The sequence below is a fragment of the Kordiimonas lipolytica genome (assembly GCF_001550065.1).
The window spans coordinates 20,635-38,515 of the sequence record NZ_LRUB01000036.1 but is presented as its reverse complement, the minus strand read 5'-3'; the positions used below and the strand labels follow the sequence as shown (position 1 = coordinate 38,515).

Sequence of the window (17,881 nt, the reverse complement as noted above, 5' to 3'; positions counted from 1 at the left end):
ATTAAAAAGAAAGGGCGCTCCATCCGGGCGCCCTTTTTACTTTCAGCGTCAGTCTTCTGCTTGGTAGCGGTCTATCCCGCCAATAACGGTGCGCAGAACCTTGGTGTCCTTGATGGTCACTGGGTCCACATCAAACAGGTTGGCATCCAGCACCACAAAATCCGCCAGATAACCGGGCTTGATCAGCCCCAACCTGTCTTCCTGATAGCTGGCGTAAGCGTTATTCACCGTATAGGCCCGAAGGGCATCCAAGACACTGATCTTCTCGTCTGGTATCCAGCCGTCCGGGTTGGCGCCGTCTGTTGTGCGGCGGGTCACGGCGGCATAAATGCCCATGATGGGATCAAGCGGCGCCACCGGCCAGTCTGACCCGAAGCTCACGCGCCCGCCCGCGCGCATCACAGACCCGATGGCATAGGTGCCCTTTAGCCGGTCCTTGCCCAAACGCTTTTCCGCCCAGCGGCCATCGTCGATCAGGTGGAAGGGATGCATCGAGGCCGTCACATCCAGTTCAGCAAAGCGCTTGATGGCGCTTTCCGTCAGATGCTGCGCGTGTTCGATACTGAAGCGGAGATCCTTTCGGTCCACCCGCTCGGCGACATTTTCAAAGATATCCAGAAGCATGTCGTTGGCCTTGAAGCCGATACCGTGCACCGCCACATGCAGGCCCACCTGCGTGCCGCCAAGCACGCTTTCCTGCAATTCATCCATCGGCAAAAGCGGAAAACCAGATGTCTCAGGCGCGTCGGCATAGGGTTGATACATCCAGGCCGTGGTGGACCCAAGCGCCCCATCGACAAATCCTTTCAGGCCGCCCCAGCGCAGCATGTCGTCGCCGCGGCCGTTTTCATCCACATAAGCTGCCATGCGCTGCCACTGGTCAAGCGGGGTGTAAGCATAAATCCTGAGCGCCAGCTCATCCTTCGATTTCAAACGGCGGTACGCTTCCAATGACCGGTAATTATAGGCCATGTCACGCACCTGCGTGACGCCCATTTTAGCGGCATAGGCCATGCCCATACGGTAAACTTCATCCATCCGGTCATCGGATGGCGCAGGCACCGCCTTATCCATCATGAACATGGCAGCATCCTTCAACACACCTGTGGGGCGACCATCTGCGTCACGCACGATCACGCCGCCTTCCGGATCTGGCGTTGTCTCGTCAATGCCCGCCAACTCCAGCGCTTTTGAGTTCGCAAGCACCATATGGCCGTCCAGCCGATTAACGGAAACAGGCACATCGCCTGTTAACTCGTCAATCCAGGTGCGGTCCGGCAGTTCCCCGCCCCACAGTTCATGATCCCAGTTGCCGCCCAGTACCCAGGCCCCTTCGGGTGCCTTGGCCGCGGCCTCCGCGATGCGCCGGGTGAACTCCTCTGGCGTTGCAGCGTCGCGAAGCTGTACCTGCGTCAGCGTGAAAGAGCCTTCAAAGAAATGAACATGGTTGTCGATCAGGCCGGGCACGACAAACGCGCCCTCAAGGTCGATCACGTCTGTATCCGCGCCAATATGGGCCGCCATGTCAGCTGACGATCCCACAGCCAAAACCTTGCCGTCCTTGACCGCAAAAGCTTCGGCGTCCACGCCCTTTGCCGCGCCACCGGTCCATATCTGGCCGTGGGTGAACACGCGGTCAGCGGTCTCGGCGTTCTGGCCCTCTTGTCCGCAGGCGCCCAGAAGCAAAAGGCAAAATGCCGCGAATACAGTTTTGAATGTCATAATGAAACCCTCCCCTGGCCGGTTACCCGTCACATCAGCAAGCGTGCCGGAAAACGGCCGAAATTGACCCCGAAACTCAAAACAGCAACCGGATTTTAGCGTGCGCAAATACGCCTAGATCACATACAGGTAAATCGCCACAAAATGGCAGGCCGCGCCTGCCACCACAAAGACGTGCCAGACCGCGTGGGTATAGGGCACTTTCTTGAGCGCATAGAATATGGCCCCCAGCGTGTAGGCCAAACCACCCGCGATGATCCAGTTGATGGCTACGCCCGGCAGGCGTTCTGCCAGTTCGCCCATCATCAGGACAGCCGCCCACCCCATGGCCAGATACAGACCGAGTGAAAGCGGGCTGAACTTCTTGGCTGACTTGCGGACATAGGCCCGTGCCTTCAGCACTGTGCCCAGAAGCGCGGCGCCCCAGGCGCCTGCGGCCACCCACGCCCCCAATGAGACAGGCAGCGTGACAAGTGCGAAAGGCGTGTAAGTGCCGGCGATCTTGAAATAGATGGCCGAATGATCAAGCATCTTGAAAAAGTCGCGCGCCTTGGTCTTGAACAGGCTGTGATAGAGCGTCGAAGCCGTGAACATGAAAACCATACAGCCCGCGTAAAGCGCGGCCGCTGTAATTTCCAGCGCGCCACCAACCTCCGCTGCCTTGATCACCAGGAACACAAGGCCGACAATCGCAGCCACTGCCGCCACACCGTGGCTGATCGCGTGCGCGATTTCTTCACCCAGTGAATAATCCCTGCTCATGGTAGCAGTGCTCATGGTTCAGCTCCTTGCTTGCGTATGATCAGACTGTAATGGCTTTTGTCGCCCGAGTACAGTGGGCAGCCTAAGGTGGCCAACAGCTTACCAATATTTGGCGATGACCTTTTCGCGCAGCCCGTCAAGCACCGGCATAGCCGAGCGGAGCTTGGCAAGCGTCGCAGCATCAGTGCCTTTGGCGCATCCCATATAGACCACCGACCTGCGCCACATCAGCTTGAGTTCCGGCACCGGCAGGCCTTCGAGCTCCGCGCTTTTGCCGACATGCACAATGCCCGTCAGCCACAGATCGGCGCGGCCACGTTCCAGGAGCCGCACCCCTACCCTGTCGGTTTCCACGGTCAGCACCCGGGCGTCGGGTCGGGCGGCAGCAAATGCGTTTGCGACCGCGTCGCCGGATTTCACCACAACGATCTGGTCCTCGATGTCTGTCAGGCTATGGAGCTTGATAGTCTTGTCATAGCTATAAAAGGCCCAGCCACTTTCGAATAGCGGCCCGATCCACTCAAACAGCTCTTCCCGGTCATGGGTCCGGTTGATGCCGTAGATGCAGCTGTTCGGGTTTTCAAGTGCCCGGCGGTAGCCACGGTGCCAGGGCAGCAGGGTGGTGGTGAACGGCACCTCTGCCTCAGCCATCAGGGCAACTACCAGTTCATGAGCAGCACCCTTGAGCACCCCGGTCGAGCCTTCGGTATAATTGAAGGGCGGATTGTCCTCCGTGATCAGCTGCAGCGTCTGCGCATCAGCGGGCTGGCCGACAATCGCCAGCAAAATCAAAACAATGGTCGTCCGAACAGACATATAGTCCCCCATACCTTCCTGCTCCCATACCATGGGACCGGGTAGTTCAAAATTGGTCAAGCCCGGTCAGTTCCCCGGCTCCATAATGAGGTGACGGCCACAGTCCGCCACGCTGGCACAGCCCGAAAGCGCCATGGACCGCTGAATTTCACTGGTCATCAGGCCAAGCATCCTGTCCACGCCGGCTTCACCCGCTGTCGCCAGCGCATAAAGATACGGCCTACCAAAGGAAACAGCATTCGCTCCAAGCGCCAGGGCCTTCACCACATGGCTGCCGCGCCGGACACCGCCGTCAACGATCAGTTCCATCTTGTCACCGACCGCATCACGCATGGGCGCCACACAGTCAATCGGAGCCGCGGCACCATCAAGCTGCCGCCCGCCGTGGTTCGATATCATCACAGCAGTTGCCCCCGCGTCATGGGCGCGCACAGCATCCGCCGGCGACAGGATGCCCTTGATGGCAAAAGGACCGCCCCAGGCCTCGATCACCTTTGCTGCATCACCCCAGGTCACGCTATGGTCGAACTGGCTGTTCACATAGCCGATCACCCCCATGGCCCCACCCGCCAGCGCGTCCTGACGGTGCGCCACATTGGCCAGGCGAAAATCACTGTTACGCAGTAAATTGAATGTCCATTTTGGATGCGTAATAAAGCTGCCAAGGCTGGATAGCGTCAACCTCGGCGGCATGGTAAACCCGGTGCGCATATCACGCTCGCGGTTGCCACCTGCCACCATGTCCACAGTCAAGCACAGGGCGTCATAGCCTGACGCCTTGGCGCGTTCGACAAACTCCATGGTCAGGCCGCGGTCCTTGTGGACATAAATCTGATACATCTTGGGCCCGGTGCTGGTCGCCGCTACATCTTCCATGCTGGTGGTTCCAAGGGTGGAAAGGCTGTACATCAGCCCATGCTTCGCCGCAGCCCGTGCCACAGCCGGTTCGCGCTCATGGTGGAACAGCCGGTTCATACCGGTGGGCGACAGGATCAATGGGGATTTCAGTTCAGCGCCCAGCACCCGGGTGCTGGTGTCCACCACGCTCAGGTCCTTCAGATACTCAGGCAACAGGCGGTAGCGCGCGAAGGCGTCCGTGCTTTCCGCCAACGTCCATTCGTCATCCGCCCCGCCGTCCAGATAATGGAACATGGGCGCGGGCAGCGCACGCTTGGCTGCCTTGCGAAAGTCCTTTGTGTTCAGAAGTTTATCCAGCCGCACCAAGTGCTTGCCCCCTCATCCATCCTCGCAGGCATTCTACGCAGGGAAAGCGATAACCGGCAAGCCTGAAGAGGGTATAAAAAATCGGGCTGGCCGGGGGTTCCATCGGGCAGCCCGAGGCTGTGAAGGAGCGAGAGCTACTCTGTTATCCTTCACACTGGGATTGAAAGACTCCGCTGACGTGCTTCGGGCTCAACTCGCGTGCTTCGCAGTAATCGGCAAGCGCGCCGCTCATGTCACCCAGCGCCTTGCGCGCATGCCCGCGGTTAACAAAGGCTTTCCAGTAGCGACCGTCTTCGGTAATGGCATCCGTGCAGGCAGTGGCTGCTTCTTCATAGGCCCCCTGGAAATAAAGGGATGCGCACAGGCTGTTCTGGACAATCGCGCGGTGTTCACTTGAAAGACCACGGCGCGCTGCTTTCTTCAGATATCGGACCGCGCGCTCATAATCGCCATCACGCATGGCATCCTGGCCCTTTTCAATATTGCGGTCGGCATTCACATAGATGACTTGGTCTTGGGCATTCGACGGCACGCTCAGGAGGAACAGCGCCGCCAGGAAAATCACCACACCAAAGGCCAATAGTCTCGACATATACTCATGGCTTATAGACATTATATTTACTCCTTATCCTCGTCTGAGTAATAATATCTGTGGCCTTCAGCGTTTTTATAGGATAGTTTTTTCTCTTAAAATTATGAGATATATTCATGAATAGCAGATTGGTAAAACTGGTTCAGGCAAGCCCTTTCCTGGCGGCCCTGCACCAGGAACAGAATTTCACAAAGGCCGCAGAAGCCCTGGGCGTGCACCAGACAGCCGTGAGCCACCGGGTGCGCGCCATCGAAGACATGCTGGGCATGCAGCTGTTTGAGCGCACAACCCGGTCCCTGAAGTTCACTCATGCCGGTGAAATCCTGTGCCGGGCAGCTTTTTCCAGTGTTCATGACCTTGAAGACGCGCTTGACCGCATCCTGCAGGCGCGCCATTCAAGCGCGATCCGCGTGTCCGTTCCACCCTCGCTTGCGATGAAATGGATGGTGCCGCGATTGATGCAGGCACGCGCCGCCGGGCTGACCCTTTCGGTGCAGGCGCAAACGCGGCTGGTGGATTTCACGCGTGGCGAGGCAGATGTGGCCATCCGCTACGGCATCGGCCCCTACCCTGGCCTCAGGTGCGTGAAACTGGGCACATCCATGATGCAGGCAGTGGCCAGCCCATCCTATATCAAGGAAAAAGGCATCAACCCTTCCCGCCCCTGGACGGTGGATCATGACATCCTGATGGATCATGTGACTGAGGTGGATCCCATCCCGTTCGGCTGGCGCGAATTCGATGAAGCCGAGCCCGACTTCTCACAGAAGATAGACCCGGTCAGCCGTTTCGACCGCACTGACCTTGCGCTGCAGGCCGCCATGAGCGGACTTGGTGTCGCGCTTGGCCGGTCGCTGCTCTATGAGCATGATGTTGAAAACGGCTTCCTTGTGCCGCTCGGACGCCCCTATCCGGTACAGCCGTCAGACTGGCTTGTGTGCTCCTACGAGTTCGCGGAAACCGACAAATACAAGGAATTCGCTGCCTGGCTCAAGGGCGAAGTGGACAAGACACAGGCCATCATGGACGGCCTCTTCCCGGCAGATCAGGGCGCGCCATAATGGTAGCGGGCCATCAGGTGCAGGTCATTGAGGCCCGCATTGATCTGCCTGAGCCGCTCCATAAGCTGAGGGTCCGTCCCCTTGCTGCACGCCAGCGCGATCACGCTGGGGCGCCAGATAAAGGCGACTTCCGGCATCGGAAGACCCGCTGTTTTGGCAGAATGGGGTGCTGCAAACACGCCCGACAACCAAAGGTCTGCCCGGCCATGATATAGAAGCGCAAGTGCTGTATCATCGCGCTGGGCGGTCACGACCTCGGCATTGGTGGCGCTTTTAAGTTTGGCCAGCGCGGCGGTCCCGGCCATGGCGGCCACAACATGACCTTCGAGCTTATCGATCGCTGTTACATCCAGCGCACTGCCGGGCCGCTTATAGAGCGCCCAGCCGCCGACAAAAAGCGGCGACACCCATTCGAACCTATCTTCCCGCTCTTCAGACCGTACGGTAGCAAAAACGCAGTGGTTGGCAGTATCCCTGGCTTGCCGGAACGCCCGCGCCCACGGCAGGCTGCGAATGGTGAAATCGACATCGGCTGCATCCAGAATAGCCGTAACAAGTTCGGTGGCTGCCCCGGTGATTTCGCCTGTCTCGGCGTCCGTGTAATTCAGTGGCGGGTTTTCTTCGGTCAAAAGCGTCAAGGTCTGCGCGGCTGACGCCTGCGTCAGAAAAAGCAATATGATCACACCCACAATCAAGCGCATTGCAGTATTCCCCTTATCCCTAAGAAGAGCCTAGCAAACAAGTGGTTAACAGCTTGCAAACGCCCATAAAAAAGGGAGGCCGAAGCCTCCCCAAATTCCGGTATCCGGCGCTTTTTACCGAATGCTGCTTTCAGGTCGGTCGGCCCAATAGAACGGCTTGGGCGTAAAGTCGCCCGTCGCCTCTTCCGCCAGCGTATCAGCCCGGTAAAGCCGGCCGTTGAGCATCACATGGGTCAGCTTGTCGCTGTCCTTGATGTCCGCAAGCGGGTCACCGTCGATGATGATGAGGTCCGCAAGCTTGCCCGCCTTCAGGCTGCCGATGTCGGCGTCCATGCCCATATAGCGGGCCGGGTTGATTGTGGCAGTCTGAAGCGCCTGGTGGGGCGTCATGCCGCCGCGCACAAAGGACCACAGCTCCCAGTGAGTGCCCAGGCCTTCACGCTGGCCGTGTGCGCCCGTGTGCACACTGACACCGCGCTCCATCAGGTCTTTGGCGAAGGCAGCGTTCATCGCATCGCCATAGTCTTCCTCTGGCGCGATTTCCCGCCGCACAGACCGCGGCTGAAGGACGGTTGGCGGTACGAAGTGGCTGAGGCGCGGGTGCTTCCACACATCCATATGCTTGTACCAGTAATCTTCGCCGCCGATACCACCAAAGGCCACCACCAGCGTCGGCGTGAAGCCCACGTCCGTCTGCGGCCAGAACTGCAGCACATCATCGTAGATATGCTGGTTGGGCAGCGTGTGCTCAACGCCCGTATTGCCGTCCACGATCAGGTTCATGTCCTGATGGAACAGAGAGCCGCCTTCGGCCACCACATTGAGGCCCAACTGGCGACCGGCTTCCACTACCTGCTGGCGCTGATCGCGCCGCGGCTGGTTATAGTTCTTGATGCTGATTGCACCTTGCGCCTTCAGGCGGCGGGCGTGCGCAAGCGCATCGTTGATTTCATCGACAGGTGCCCAGTAGCTGGACTTGGCACCATAAACGATTTCAGCGGTCGAGAAAGTGCGCGGCGCCAGGATCTTGCCCGCCTGCTGATATTCAGCCGCCGAGAAAACAAGCGTCGCGCGGCTGGATGGGTCATGCGTCGTGGTTACACCGAACGCCAGATGGCCCATCTGCGACCAGTTCTGCTGCGGCACAATCTCGCCGCTGCCGTAGGGGCCGTGGGCGTGGATATCGATAAAGCCTGGCAATACAGTTTTGCCCGCAGCATCAATCACCGTCGCACCTTCGGGCACCTGAACATCCACGCCCAGCGCCTGGATGCGGTTGCCGTCGATGACGATGGTGCCGCTTTCAATCACCTCATCGCCTTCCATGGTGACAATGCGGGCGTTCATAATGGCAGTGATGCCCTCAGGCTTCGCGGTCGCGACTTCCTGCGACAGGTCAAGCCCGCCTTCAGGCGCCTTGAAATCCGCCCCGAAAGCATCAGCCACATCCACCTGCTTCATCACCGGGCCGATGGACCAAAAGGCCGTATCGTCATCCGCCCAGCCAATATAGGTGCCGCCGTCGCGCGTGAGCTTAGCTACCGGTACGCTACCGCCAGAGGTAGAGAGCGTAACCGCCTGCCCGGTCGCGGGCACAGGCGCCATGTAAACATGATAATTTTCACGCCAGATGATATGGCTGCCGGTTTTGTTCAGGCGCAGGTCAGACGCATATTGCGCACTGGCAATCGTGCGGGCGTCATAGCCGTTCGCAGACAGGCTGACGAGCGCATTGCCGCGCTGCACCAGGATGCGGCCATCCGGGCCGAACGCCGGGTCGCTGCCTTCCTTGGTGACCAGCTCAGGCGTGCCACCTTTTACGCCCAAACGGTAGATGCCCTGGGCTTCATCATGGGTGTCATCCAGCAAATAGCCACCACCGCGCTTCTGAAACAGAAGCGTGTCGCCAGCGTCATCAATCGCCAGATCGGCATAATGTCCTGGCGCGCCAAGCACCGCCTTCGGCTTGCCGCCCCGGGCGCTGACGCGCTGGATGCTGCCCAGCTTTTCGTCGTCCCAGGTAATGAAATAGATGGTCTTGCCGTCAGGCGACCAGATGGGCGACAGCTCAAAGCCATAGTCACCACTGCGTGTCAGCTTCTTGGGCTCAGCGTCCCCTGATTTCACATAAAGGCTGCCCAGGCTTTCAAACACGACAGACTTGCCGTCCGGTGACGGGGTGGCGAACCGCACCATCTTGGTGCGGAACACGTCGGGCGCCACATCCACCTTGAAGCGCGGCGGGGCGTAAACCGTGCGCGTATCCTGAACATGGAAAGGGATCTCCGCCTTTTCACCGCTCGCGGCATCAATGCGCCAGATTTTCCCGCGCGACCAATAAACGATTTCCTTGCCGTCCGGCGTCCAGTCCATGTTCGGATACAGGCCATGCACAGCCCAGCCTTCCTGCATGTCATAGTCCAGATCGTCATCCAGCATGGTCAGCTCACCCGTTGCCATATCCTTGACAAACAGGCGGGACTTGGCGCGCACGCGCTTGACAAACGCCAGCTTCGATCCGTCTGGCGAGGGTGCAGGGCGCACGGCCCCACCCGGGCCGCCAACAGCGGTTTCCACGCTGCCGTCCTCAAGCGATACTTTCTTGATCTGGAACACTTCCGTGTTGCTGTCCTGCGCGTAAAGGAAGGTATTACCGGGCGTCACATTCATTGTGTAGTAGATGGATTTGCCGTCCGGGCTGAACATGGGCTCGCCCAGTTCTTTCTGGAAGGCGTCGTTCGGGCGCTTCACCACCTGCAGCCCACCAGACGCCTTGCCCGACGCGTGATAGAGCCAGATTTCACCTGTCCCGAGCGAGCGCCGCGTGGTGAAATGCTTGCGCGCCGCGATGAATTCGCCGTCCGGGCTCCAGGCCGGGTTGTTCATCAGGCGGAAGCTTTCCTTGGTGATCTGCCGCGCGTCAGTGCCATCAGCCTTCATCACCCAGATATTGTCGCCGCCCGCACGGTCGCTGGTGAAGGCGATTTCGCTGCCGTCAGGCGAAAAGCGCGGCTGCATGTCCCACGCCACACCGCTGGCGATCGGGGTAGCCTTGCCGCCCGCGATCGGCATCACATAAATATCGCCGAGCAGGTCGAACGCGATCATCCGACCGTCCGGGCTGACATCCAGGCTCATCCATGTGCCTTCAGCCGTATCAACCAGAACTTCTCTGGCCTCGCCGGACACCGGCGGGTTGTTGACATCCCATTTTTCCTTGGCTTCCATGGCAGTGGCGCTGGTGCTGATCGCAAGCGCGGCACCAAAGGCGGCGGCCCATCCAAGCTCCCTGAATTGCATATTGTATCCCCTCATGATGTTTCGAAACACCGTAGGGTCAACCTTGAGGCCGCGCAAGCCCACAAATGCGTGATACGGCAGGCGATAAACCAAAGATATATTCGAAGAAATAAGCGGAGATATGGAGGAGGCTGAAAACTAGTCTGGCTGCAGTGCCGGGTGCCGTTCGCGGGTGTAATAATAGTGGCGCGCCTTCAGTTGCTGCCGCAAGGCATCAAGGGACACATTGGCCGTATTCAGCCGGGCGATAGCCTCGTCGCTGGTTGCCTTATTGCAGGCCAGCGACAGCTCAATCGGGCGCCATAGGAAAGCCAGTTCCGGCACCACACCGGCCTTGTCGCCACCGATAAAGGCGGTGAACACGCCGGATACCCACAAATCCGCGCGGCCTTCGTTCAGTAGCACCAGTGCCCGGTGGTCTGTCGGGACTTCAAGCAGCTTTATGCCCGGAATTTCCTTGATGCCCGAGATATTGATGGTGCCTGTTGTGGCGGTAACCACCTTGCCCGCCATGTCTTCGAGGCTGTCGACCACGATCCCTGCCCCGGCGGGGCGGTAGAAGGCCCAGCCACTGGTGTAAAGCGGGCCAACCCATTTGAACTGCCCTTCGCGTTCGGGCGTGCGAACCGTGGTGAAAATGCAGGTATTGGCGTCCCTGAGGGCATAGCGGTACGCACGGTTCCACGGCAGCAGCGACAGCTCATACTCAAAGCCCGCCTTGGTCATGATGGCTTCGACAAGTTCAGTGGTAATGCCCACCACCCGGCCAGTTTCCGGGTCGCGAAAGTTCATTGGGGGTTGTTCTTCGGTCACGAGCTTGAAGGTCTGCGCCGACGCGGGTGCAGACAACATCAAGAGCAGCAAACCTATCCAAACCAAACGCATCCAAACTCCAGACCGACCCCATGCGCCTCTTCATCATATGCAGCAAATTGTTAACAGGCTACAAATGATCGCAGGCCAGCGGACGCTGGACCTCTTCCAGCCGCCTGGCACTGAGATACATGATCGCCTTATGAAATGGCATAATGGTATAAAGGTAAAGCCAGCCATACCAGGCATGGGGGTGCACCCATGTGGCCACATACCAGGCCACCGGCGTGCGAAACACGCTCACCCGGAAATCCAGATGGCGATCATCCTCGCCCAAGATGATCTCATTTTCATAGCGCTCGCGTACTGTGAAGACGATTCTTTCGCTCGGCGCTGACATCTCCAGCGGGGCGTCCTCGCCAGCCTCCCCTTTCCGGCTGTGCTTCCCGGCCTTTAGCCCCAGGGGCCCGACTATGCGGTTGCGAATATCCATCAACCACCGGACCCAGCCCGGCATGTGATTGAGCGCGGTCCGCACAGCCTCTTCCATGCCCAGCTCAATGGGCACTGCAGTTGCGCGGTAACAATCCAGAAAGTCGCCCGCCTGAACATGGGCCCAAAGGGCACTTGATTTCGGCAAATCTACAGCTGACACGCTCATGGCATTCTCCCAGTTTCGGAAGTCCATTGTGTCTGGTTACGGGCTTGCCCCCAACTGGCAATTTGTCGCAGCGTCAGAGGCTGTCACTCGTCCAATGCGAACGTGAGCCCCGCATGCTTTTCAAGCCTGCCGATCAGCTTGTCGCCCATGGCTGTGGCCGGGGTCCAGAAATTGCCAGCCAGATCTTCTTTCGCGACATCCTGCGCCATGCAGATACCCGCCTGCGCCAGCATCTTGGCGGTTGAGCCATACCCTGGGTCACGGTCACCTTTCACCTTGGCGCGAAGCACATCGCCCGCGTCGGCCTTGCCATGGAAACGCAGATCATAAAAGCCGGTGCGCTGCGCCTCCGGACTTGGGCCTTCGCCGGGTTTCGGCACCACGAACCGCTCCAGCAGATACCGGGTGGGCGCAAGTGAGGCCAGCACCATGAAAACCCCCATGCCCAACGCGGCCATGGTGGCCTGCATCCGGCTTTTCATGAACATGGCTTCGTCATACCGGAACTGGGGCCCGTATGCCTTGTTCTTTAGTGCGTTGGTCCGGTGCACGACCCGCGTGTTGATCGCCGCCATAATGAAGGGCGCGAGCCAGCGACCGAAATCCTTGTCGAATTTTGCACCGGTGATATTGCGCTGTTTCGCACGGAAGCCATGTTCGCGCGGGCAGATGCTGTAGGGGTCTGCCAGCTCTTTCTTCAGTTCAGGCTCTTTGGCAACTTCTTTCAGCACATTCATCAGGCTGGCAACCGTGCCGCCGGACATACCGCCCTTTATCGCCTTAACACCCATCTTGACCCGCGTTACCGGCGCGCCGAACTTGGCCAGCGCCTCGCGCTCCAGAAAGTGCACGCCCAGGTCGCTTGGTATGCTGTCGAACCCGCAGCAGTGAACGATACGCGCGCCCGACTGCCGGGCCATATCCTCGTAGCGGCGAACCATGCGCCTGATCCACTGAGTTTCGCCTGTCAGGTCGACATAATCGGTGCCGGTCTCAGCACACACTTTCACCAGCGGCTCGCCATAGAGCGCATATGGACCAACGGTTGAAATCATCACTTTCGCGCGCGCCACCATGGTGTTCAGTGCCACCTCATCCGCCGCGTCGGCCACGATCAGCTCCAGCCCGTCAGCACCCTTGCCAAGGCTTTCCCTGAGCGCTTCCAGCTTGGTCGGCGACCGACCGGCCACAGCCCAGCGCACGCTGCCATCCAGGCCGTAATGTTTCATCATATAGTCGCACAAAATCTTGCCCACGAAGCTCGTTGCCCCGAAGACGACAATGTCGAATGGTTCTTCTGTCATATTGGCTCCCGGCCCCAAAATAAGCATGCCCCCATGCGTGGCGCTACTGTAGCGCAAGAAGGGGGTAGCTCAAAATGGATTAGATACAGGTTCGGTGACCCACTGCCCTCAAGGACGGTCGGCAATCTGTACGGCCTGCGCCTCCGGGTCTTCCTCGAAACCCAGATCGTCTTCTTCCTCAGCCCGTGGGTCCAGCTCATAGGCCATAGCCGTGGTGCTGGTGACAGGCACGAAGCTTTCTGTATCTTCCGCGTCCACGCCAGCGCGCTGGGTCATGCGGTAAGCCGTGAAGGTGGCAAGCACGACGCCGGCAATCGCCAGACAAAGGAACAAACCGCCCGGCCCCACAAGGCGCATGGCAACCGTACCCAGAAGTGGCCCTGTTACCGCACCGATGCCGTATAGCATCAGCAGCGAAGCCCCCGCTGGCACGAAATCCTCAGCCTCAAGGTGGTCGTTGGTATGGGCAAGCACCAGGCCATACAGCGGCAGCACGAGCCCGCCCATCACCGCGCCCATCACATAAAGCCATGGATCGTCCGGTAATACATCTGTCGCCACAAGGATGCCCACAGCGGAAATGGCGATGGCCACAAAGCCGATCACGATCCGGCGGTCCATCCGGTCGGACAGGCGCCCGAATGGCCACTGTGTCACCACGCCGCCCAGCACCAGAAGCGTCATGAAGATGGCGATATCATCAGACACAAGCCCCTTGGCCTGCGCGAACACGGCACCAAGCCCCCAATATCCCCCGGTGATCACCCCCGCAGCCAAGGTGCCCACCACCCCAACGGGCGAGACGTTGTAAAGCCTTTTGAAGCTCATGCGGTCGGGTTCTGAAATTTCGGGGCTCGGTGTCGATGTCAGCGCGATCGGCACCAGCGCGAGCGACAGAATCACAGACACGAAAACAAACAGGTCATAGCCAGATGGCGGCGCCATCATCAGGAAGGCCTGGCCCGCCGCCGTCATCGCAAGCATCACGACAAAATAAATCGACACCACAGTGCCGCGGTTTAGGTTGCTGGCCCGGGCGTTGAGCCAGCTTTCCGCCACAAGGCAGAGGGCCGCAAAACAAAAGCCCGTCAGCGCCCGGAAGATGATCCAGCTGATGGGATCAACAAACACCGCATGGCAGATAGCCGCTGCCGACACCATGGACGCGAAGGCCGAAAAGGTGCGGATATGCCCCACCCGCGCCACCACCTTGGGCGCATAGAGGCTGCCCGCGACAAAGCCAGCATAATAGGCCGACATGATCACACCGATCAGCAGAGTCGGGAAATTTTCCATGCCCGCGCGAACACCCAGAAGCGAGGCTTGCAACCCCATTCCCAGATTGAGGGCGCCAGCCCCCAGAAGCAGGGCGGCAATGCCCAATAGTGTCGCGCGTAAGGTCACACATCCTCCTAAACTGAAACAGTCGATTCCTTTTTTCGGCATAAAGGCCTATCAGGCAAAACCGGATAAGGCAACGCCTGCCGATCCTAGCTTGAAACATCGCCCATTCACCATAGCTCACAAGTCTAAAGCATGATTTAATCATGACCATGTCAAGCGGGAGGGGAAGGCTGTGACAGACGTAAGGAAAACCCATTACCGGTCCTGCCATTTGTGCGAGGCCATCTGCGGTATCGCGATTGAGACGGAAGGCGACAGGATCGTCTCCATCAAGGGAGACAAACAAGACCCATTCAGCCGCGGTCACATCTGCCCCAAGGCCACGGCGCTGCAGGATCTGCACACAGACCCGGACCGCCTGACCAAGCCCATCAAGCGCGTGGGCGACGACTGGCATGAGATCAGCTGGGATGAGGCGTTCGAGCTGGTCGCGGACAAGATCACGGCGATCCAGGAAGCGCACGGCGAAAACAGCATCGGCTTTTTCGCGGGCAACCCCAGCGTTCACAATTATGGCACGCTGACCCACGGCGGGGAGCTCAGGCGCACGGTAGGCACGGAAAATCATTTTTCCGCCACGTCGCTTGACCAGTTGCCGCACATGCTGGTTGGCCACCTGATGTATGGCCACCAGTATCTGGTGCCGGTGGCGGATATCGACCACACCAATTTCCTGCTGATCATCGGCGGCAACCCGTTGGCGTCAAACGGCAGCATGATGACCGTGCCGGATGTGAAGAACCGGCTGAAGGACATCCAGAACCGCGGCGGCAAATTTGTGGTGATCGACCCGCGGCGCACCGAAACCGCCATGATCGCGGACGAGCATCATTTCATCCGCCCCGGCAGCGATGCGTTCCTTTTGCTGGCCATGATCCGGACTGTGTTCGAAGACGGCCTTGTGGACCTTGGCCCAATGGCTGACCATGTTGCGGGGCTTGAGGAAGTGCGCGAGGCCGTTAGGCCGTTTACGCCCGAGCTGGCGGCCGGGCAAACAGGCATCGATGCCGATGTGATCCGGGGCCTGGCGCGCACCATGGCTGAAACCGACGGCGCCGCAGCATACGGGCGCATGGGGGTTTCCACCCAGGCCTTCGGCACCCTCTGCCAGTGGGCAATCCAGGTCCTGAATATCATCACCGGCAATATGGATGTGCCCGGCGGCATCATGGTGCCGACGCCTGCGTTCGGCAATGTCACGCCCGGCGCGCGCGGTGCCGGCTATTTCGCCACCAAGCACAGCCGTGTCAGCGGCCTGCCGATCTTCTCGGGTGAATATCCTGCTGTGGCCATGGCAGAGGAGATCATGACCCCGGGCGAAGGCCAGATCAAAGGCCTGGTTACCATTGCGGCCAACCCCGCGCTTTCCGCGCCCAACGCGCAGGACCTGAACGAGGCGTTCGAGGGGCTGGATTTCATGGTGTCGATCGACATCTACCTGAATGAAACTACGCGGCACGCCGATGTGATCCTGCCGCCGACTTCGGCGCTGGAGCATGACCATTATGACATCAGCTTCAACCGGCTGGCGGTTCGGAACATCACCCGCTACAACGCGCCGGTGTTCGACCCACCTGAAGGCACAAAGCATGACTGGGAGATCATGATCGGTCTCGCCAGCGCCATCGCCAGACGCAAAGGGCAGGACTATAAGCCCCTGCCCGCACCCCATATCCTGCTGGATCAGGGGCTACAATATGGCCCCTACGGCAAGGCTGTAGGCGCAGAAATGGGCCTGACGCTTGAGAAACTGATGGAACATCCGCACGGGCTGGACCTTGGCCCGCTTCAGCCCAGCATGCCAGAGCGTCTCTCCGGCCCCGCAAAGCTTGATCTTGAGCTGATGCTTGATGACCTGAAGCGCCTGATGGACAGCCGCCACAGGGTGGCCGAAGGCGAACTGCTCTTGATCGGGCGGCGGCATGTCCGCTCCAACAACAGCTGGATGCACAACAGCACCCGGCTGACCAAGGGCCCGGCGCGCTGGCAACTGATGATGCACCCGGATGACATGGCGGCCCGCGGCATTGAAAATGAGGCGCGCGTGCGCATTGCCTCCCGCGTGGGCGCGGTGGAGACAGTGGTAATTGCCAGCGAAGACATGATGCCCGGCGTTGTCAGCCTGCCCCACGGCTGGGGCCACAGGGAAAAAGGCGTGAAGCTTTCGGTGGCCAGTGAACAGGCGGGCGTCAACTGCAACATCCTGACGGACGATAAGTTTTTTGACACCGTCAGCGGCAACGCGGCACTCAACGGTGTACCTGTATCGGTTGAACCAGCCAAGCCGCAAGCGGTCTAAAGAGCCATATAATGGTTCAGCACCACCGACTTGACCAGCTTTCCGCCATGTGCTTACGTAGAGCGCCATATGAAGGAGAGGTAACTTGGATAAATTTCAGGTGCTTTATCAGTTGGTGCAGCAGCTCCCCGAGCAAGATGGCGAGATAAATGCTCAACTCAAAGAAGCAATCGCCAGAAACCCGAGCAGAAACCTGATGACTACGATGAATTTTCCCCCGAAAGTTGGGGGAACTTTTCTGCGGACCGCACTTACGATATTGCTTAGAAAAAATTATACCGCCACCTTCAAGAGAGGGTCTTACGCATCCACCAACCAGGCCCGTGACCTCTATTTCCCCAGCTTGCTGCATTTCCACTTTGCCTCTGCACAGAAGCCCTTTGCCGTGATAACCCACAATCACATGATCGCCACACGGCCGGTCACTGCCTTGTGTGAACTTTTCAACATACGGCTGGTGATCAATACGCGGAACATATTTGATACGCTGGTCAGCCTCTATAACCACCAGCAAAAGCTTGAGGCTGAAGGCAAATATATTGACGACGCACTTTTCCTGCAAAGCGATCAGGACTATTCCGCCATGACGGAAGAGGAAAGGCGCTGGAACCTGATCAATGTTGGGACTGTCTGGTATTCTCGCTTTTACGCCAGCTGGATAAAGTACGACAATGACAGCAAAAACACTGAAAAACAGCCCATTCTCTGGTCGCGGTACGCGGAATTGGTTGAAGAGCCTCGCGAGCTCTTGCGGAAGATCGTCACGCATGTTGATCCCAAACACGAATATTCAGATGAAGAGATACAGGCCGCTCTTGATGAGAGCATGAAGCACAAGGCATCCCTCCGGTTCAACAAGGGCATAACCGGACGGGGAGATGCCTTCTTCTCTGACGACGAGAAGGAACAAATCCGCACCATCATGGCGCGGCGTGATGAGCATCGCAAAGTGCTGGAAAAACTGGAAATTCTCTGACCCCCCACGACACGTGCTGTTTTCGCCCCTTCCCCGAGAAAGATGGGCACCACGGATAAACCGTGTACCGGTGCGCGTGATCGCTGCATAGGCCGAAAAAGCCCTTCACACATTGCGGCCTGCCCCGTCGTCAGTGCGATAAAGGTATCGTGCTGGCGCGCAAACTCGCGCCGATACAACCTAATGTTTGTAATTAAAAGTAACTGGCGCTTTCCTGCCTGAATTTTTCGCGCAATGATTGCACCT

The 17,881-nt window shown here is 58.9% G+C and carries 14 protein-coding genes; 3 read left to right on the top strand and 11 right to left on the bottom strand.

Going from position 1 to position 17,881, the window contains the following annotated elements:
- Positions 1 to 48: 48 nt before the first annotated feature.
- The 5 genes from KORM41_RS19945 to KORM41_RS19925 all read right to left on the bottom strand — a co-directional run bounded on the left by KORM41_RS19945 (position 49) and on the right by KORM41_RS19925 (position 5,137).
- Entirely contained in the window at positions 49 to 1,722 is a 1,674-nt protein-coding gene (locus KORM41_RS19945) for an amidohydrolase (RefSeq protein WP_068152675.1), read from the bottom strand.
- Between the two features lie 114 nt (positions 1,723 to 1,836).
- Complete coding sequence (gene trhA, locus KORM41_RS19940) at positions 1,837 to 2,499, bottom strand: PAQR family membrane homeostasis protein TrhA (protein WP_068152672.1); 663 nt, start codon at positions 2,497 to 2,499, stop codon at positions 1,837 to 1,839.
- An 84-nt stretch (positions 2,500 to 2,583) separates the two neighbouring features.
- The gene (locus KORM41_RS19935) at positions 2,584 to 3,300 is read right to left on the bottom strand and encodes a substrate-binding periplasmic protein (protein ID WP_197421324.1); all 717 of its coding nucleotides are present in this window, start codon (positions 3,298 to 3,300) and stop codon (positions 2,584 to 2,586) included.
- A gap of 66 nt (positions 3,301 to 3,366) precedes the next feature.
- On the bottom strand, positions 3,367 to 4,521 hold the full coding sequence (locus KORM41_RS19930; RefSeq protein ID WP_068153468.1) for an alpha-hydroxy acid oxidase: 1,155 nt from the start codon (positions 4,519 to 4,521) through the stop codon (positions 3,367 to 3,369).
- Positions 4,522 to 4,666: 145 nt separating this feature from the next.
- The gene (locus KORM41_RS19925; protein ID WP_068152667.1) at positions 4,667 to 5,137 is read right to left on the bottom strand and encodes a hypothetical protein; all 471 of its coding nucleotides are present in this window, start codon (positions 5,135 to 5,137) and stop codon (positions 4,667 to 4,669) included.
- Between the two features lie 95 nt (positions 5,138 to 5,232).
- On the opposite strand from KORM41_RS19925, the gene KORM41_RS19920 reads away from it, so the two are divergent.
- On the top strand, positions 5,233 to 6,177 hold the full coding sequence (locus KORM41_RS19920; protein ID WP_068152664.1) for a LysR substrate-binding domain-containing protein: 945 nt from the start codon (positions 5,233 to 5,235) through the stop codon (positions 6,175 to 6,177).
- Here KORM41_RS19920 and KORM41_RS19915 read toward each other — a convergent pair.
- From KORM41_RS19915 to KORM41_RS19890, 6 genes are all read right to left on the bottom strand, one after another.
- Positions 6,162 to 6,878: a substrate-binding periplasmic protein gene (locus KORM41_RS19915; RefSeq protein ID WP_068152661.1), complete on the bottom strand. Its 717-nt coding sequence runs from the start codon at positions 6,876 to 6,878 to the stop codon at positions 6,162 to 6,164. The two genes, KORM41_RS19920 and KORM41_RS19915, sit on opposite strands and share 16 nt — an antisense overlap.
- Before the next feature lie 114 nt (positions 6,879 to 6,992).
- Entirely contained in the window at positions 6,993 to 10,178 is a 3,186-nt protein-coding gene (locus KORM41_RS19910) for an amidohydrolase family protein (RefSeq protein ID WP_068152657.1), read from the bottom strand.
- Between the two features lie 138 nt (positions 10,179 to 10,316).
- Complete coding sequence (locus KORM41_RS19905) at positions 10,317 to 11,063, bottom strand: substrate-binding periplasmic protein (protein WP_068152654.1); 747 nt, start codon at positions 11,061 to 11,063, stop codon at positions 10,317 to 10,319.
- Positions 11,064 to 11,121: 58 nt separating this feature from the next.
- Positions 11,122 to 11,652: a DUF2867 domain-containing protein gene (locus tag KORM41_RS19900; RefSeq protein WP_068152651.1), complete on the bottom strand. Its 531-nt coding sequence runs from the start codon at positions 11,650 to 11,652 to the stop codon at positions 11,122 to 11,124.
- Between the two features lie 83 nt (positions 11,653 to 11,735).
- Positions 11,736 to 12,956 (bottom strand): saccharopine dehydrogenase family protein, encoded by a 1,221-nt coding sequence (locus tag KORM41_RS19895; RefSeq protein ID WP_068153467.1) that lies wholly within the window; start codon positions 12,954 to 12,956, stop codon positions 11,736 to 11,738.
- 108 nt (positions 12,957 to 13,064) lie between these two features.
- Positions 13,065 to 14,360 (bottom strand): MFS transporter, encoded by a 1,296-nt coding sequence (locus KORM41_RS19890; protein ID WP_197421323.1) that lies wholly within the window; start codon positions 14,358 to 14,360, stop codon positions 13,065 to 13,067.
- A 172-nt stretch (positions 14,361 to 14,532) separates the two neighbouring features.
- Between KORM41_RS19890 and KORM41_RS19885 the strand changes: the two genes are divergently transcribed.
- Positions 14,533 to 16,659 carry a molybdopterin-dependent oxidoreductase gene (locus tag KORM41_RS19885; protein WP_068152645.1) on the top strand — a complete coding sequence of 709 codons (2,127 nt, stop codon included), beginning with the start codon at positions 14,533 to 14,535 and terminating at the stop codon, positions 16,657 to 16,659.
- Positions 16,660 to 16,855: 196 nt separating this feature from the next.
- Positions 16,856 to 17,635: a sulfotransferase domain-containing protein gene (locus tag KORM41_RS19880; protein ID WP_197421321.1), complete on the top strand. Its 780-nt coding sequence runs from the start codon at positions 16,856 to 16,858 to the stop codon at positions 17,633 to 17,635.
- Positions 17,636 to 17,881: the final 246 nt, after the last annotated feature.

Coding starts and splice junctions, on each gene's coding strand:
- KORM41_RS19945 (WP_068152675.1), bottom strand. CDS start 1,722: ATGACATTCAAAACTGTATTCGCGGCATTTTGCCTTTTGCTTCTGGGC.
- trhA (WP_068152672.1), bottom strand. CDS start 2,499: ATGAGCACTGCTACCATGAGCAGGGATTATTCACTGGGTGAAGAAATC.
- KORM41_RS19935 (WP_197421324.1), bottom strand. CDS start 3,300: ATGTCTGTTCGGACGACCATTGTTTTGATTTTGCTGGCGATTGTCGGC.
- KORM41_RS19925 (WP_068152667.1), bottom strand. CDS start 5,137: ATGTCTATAAGCCATGAGTATATGTCGAGACTATTGGCCTTTGGTGTG.
- KORM41_RS19920 (WP_068152664.1), top strand. CDS start 5,233: ATGAATAGCAGATTGGTAAAACTGGTTCAGGCAAGCCCTTTCCTGGCG.
- KORM41_RS19915 (WP_068152661.1), bottom strand. CDS start 6,878: ATGCGCTTGATTGTGGGTGTGATCATATTGCTTTTTCTGACGCAGGCG.
- KORM41_RS19910 (WP_068152657.1), bottom strand. CDS start 10,178: ATGCAATTCAGGGAGCTTGGATGGGCCGCCGCCTTTGGTGCCGCGCTT.
- KORM41_RS19905 (WP_068152654.1), bottom strand. CDS start 11,063: ATGCGTTTGGTTTGGATAGGTTTGCTGCTCTTGATGTTGTCTGCACCC.
- KORM41_RS19900 (WP_068152651.1), bottom strand. CDS start 11,652: ATGAGCGTGTCAGCTGTAGATTTGCCGAAATCAAGTGCCCTTTGGGCC.
- KORM41_RS19895 (WP_068153467.1), bottom strand. CDS start 12,956: ATGACAGAAGAACCATTCGACATTGTCGTCTTCGGGGCAACGAGCTTC.
- KORM41_RS19880 (WP_197421321.1), top strand. CDS start 16,856: ATGACTACGATGAATTTTCCCCCGAAAGTTGGGGGAACTTTTCTGCGG.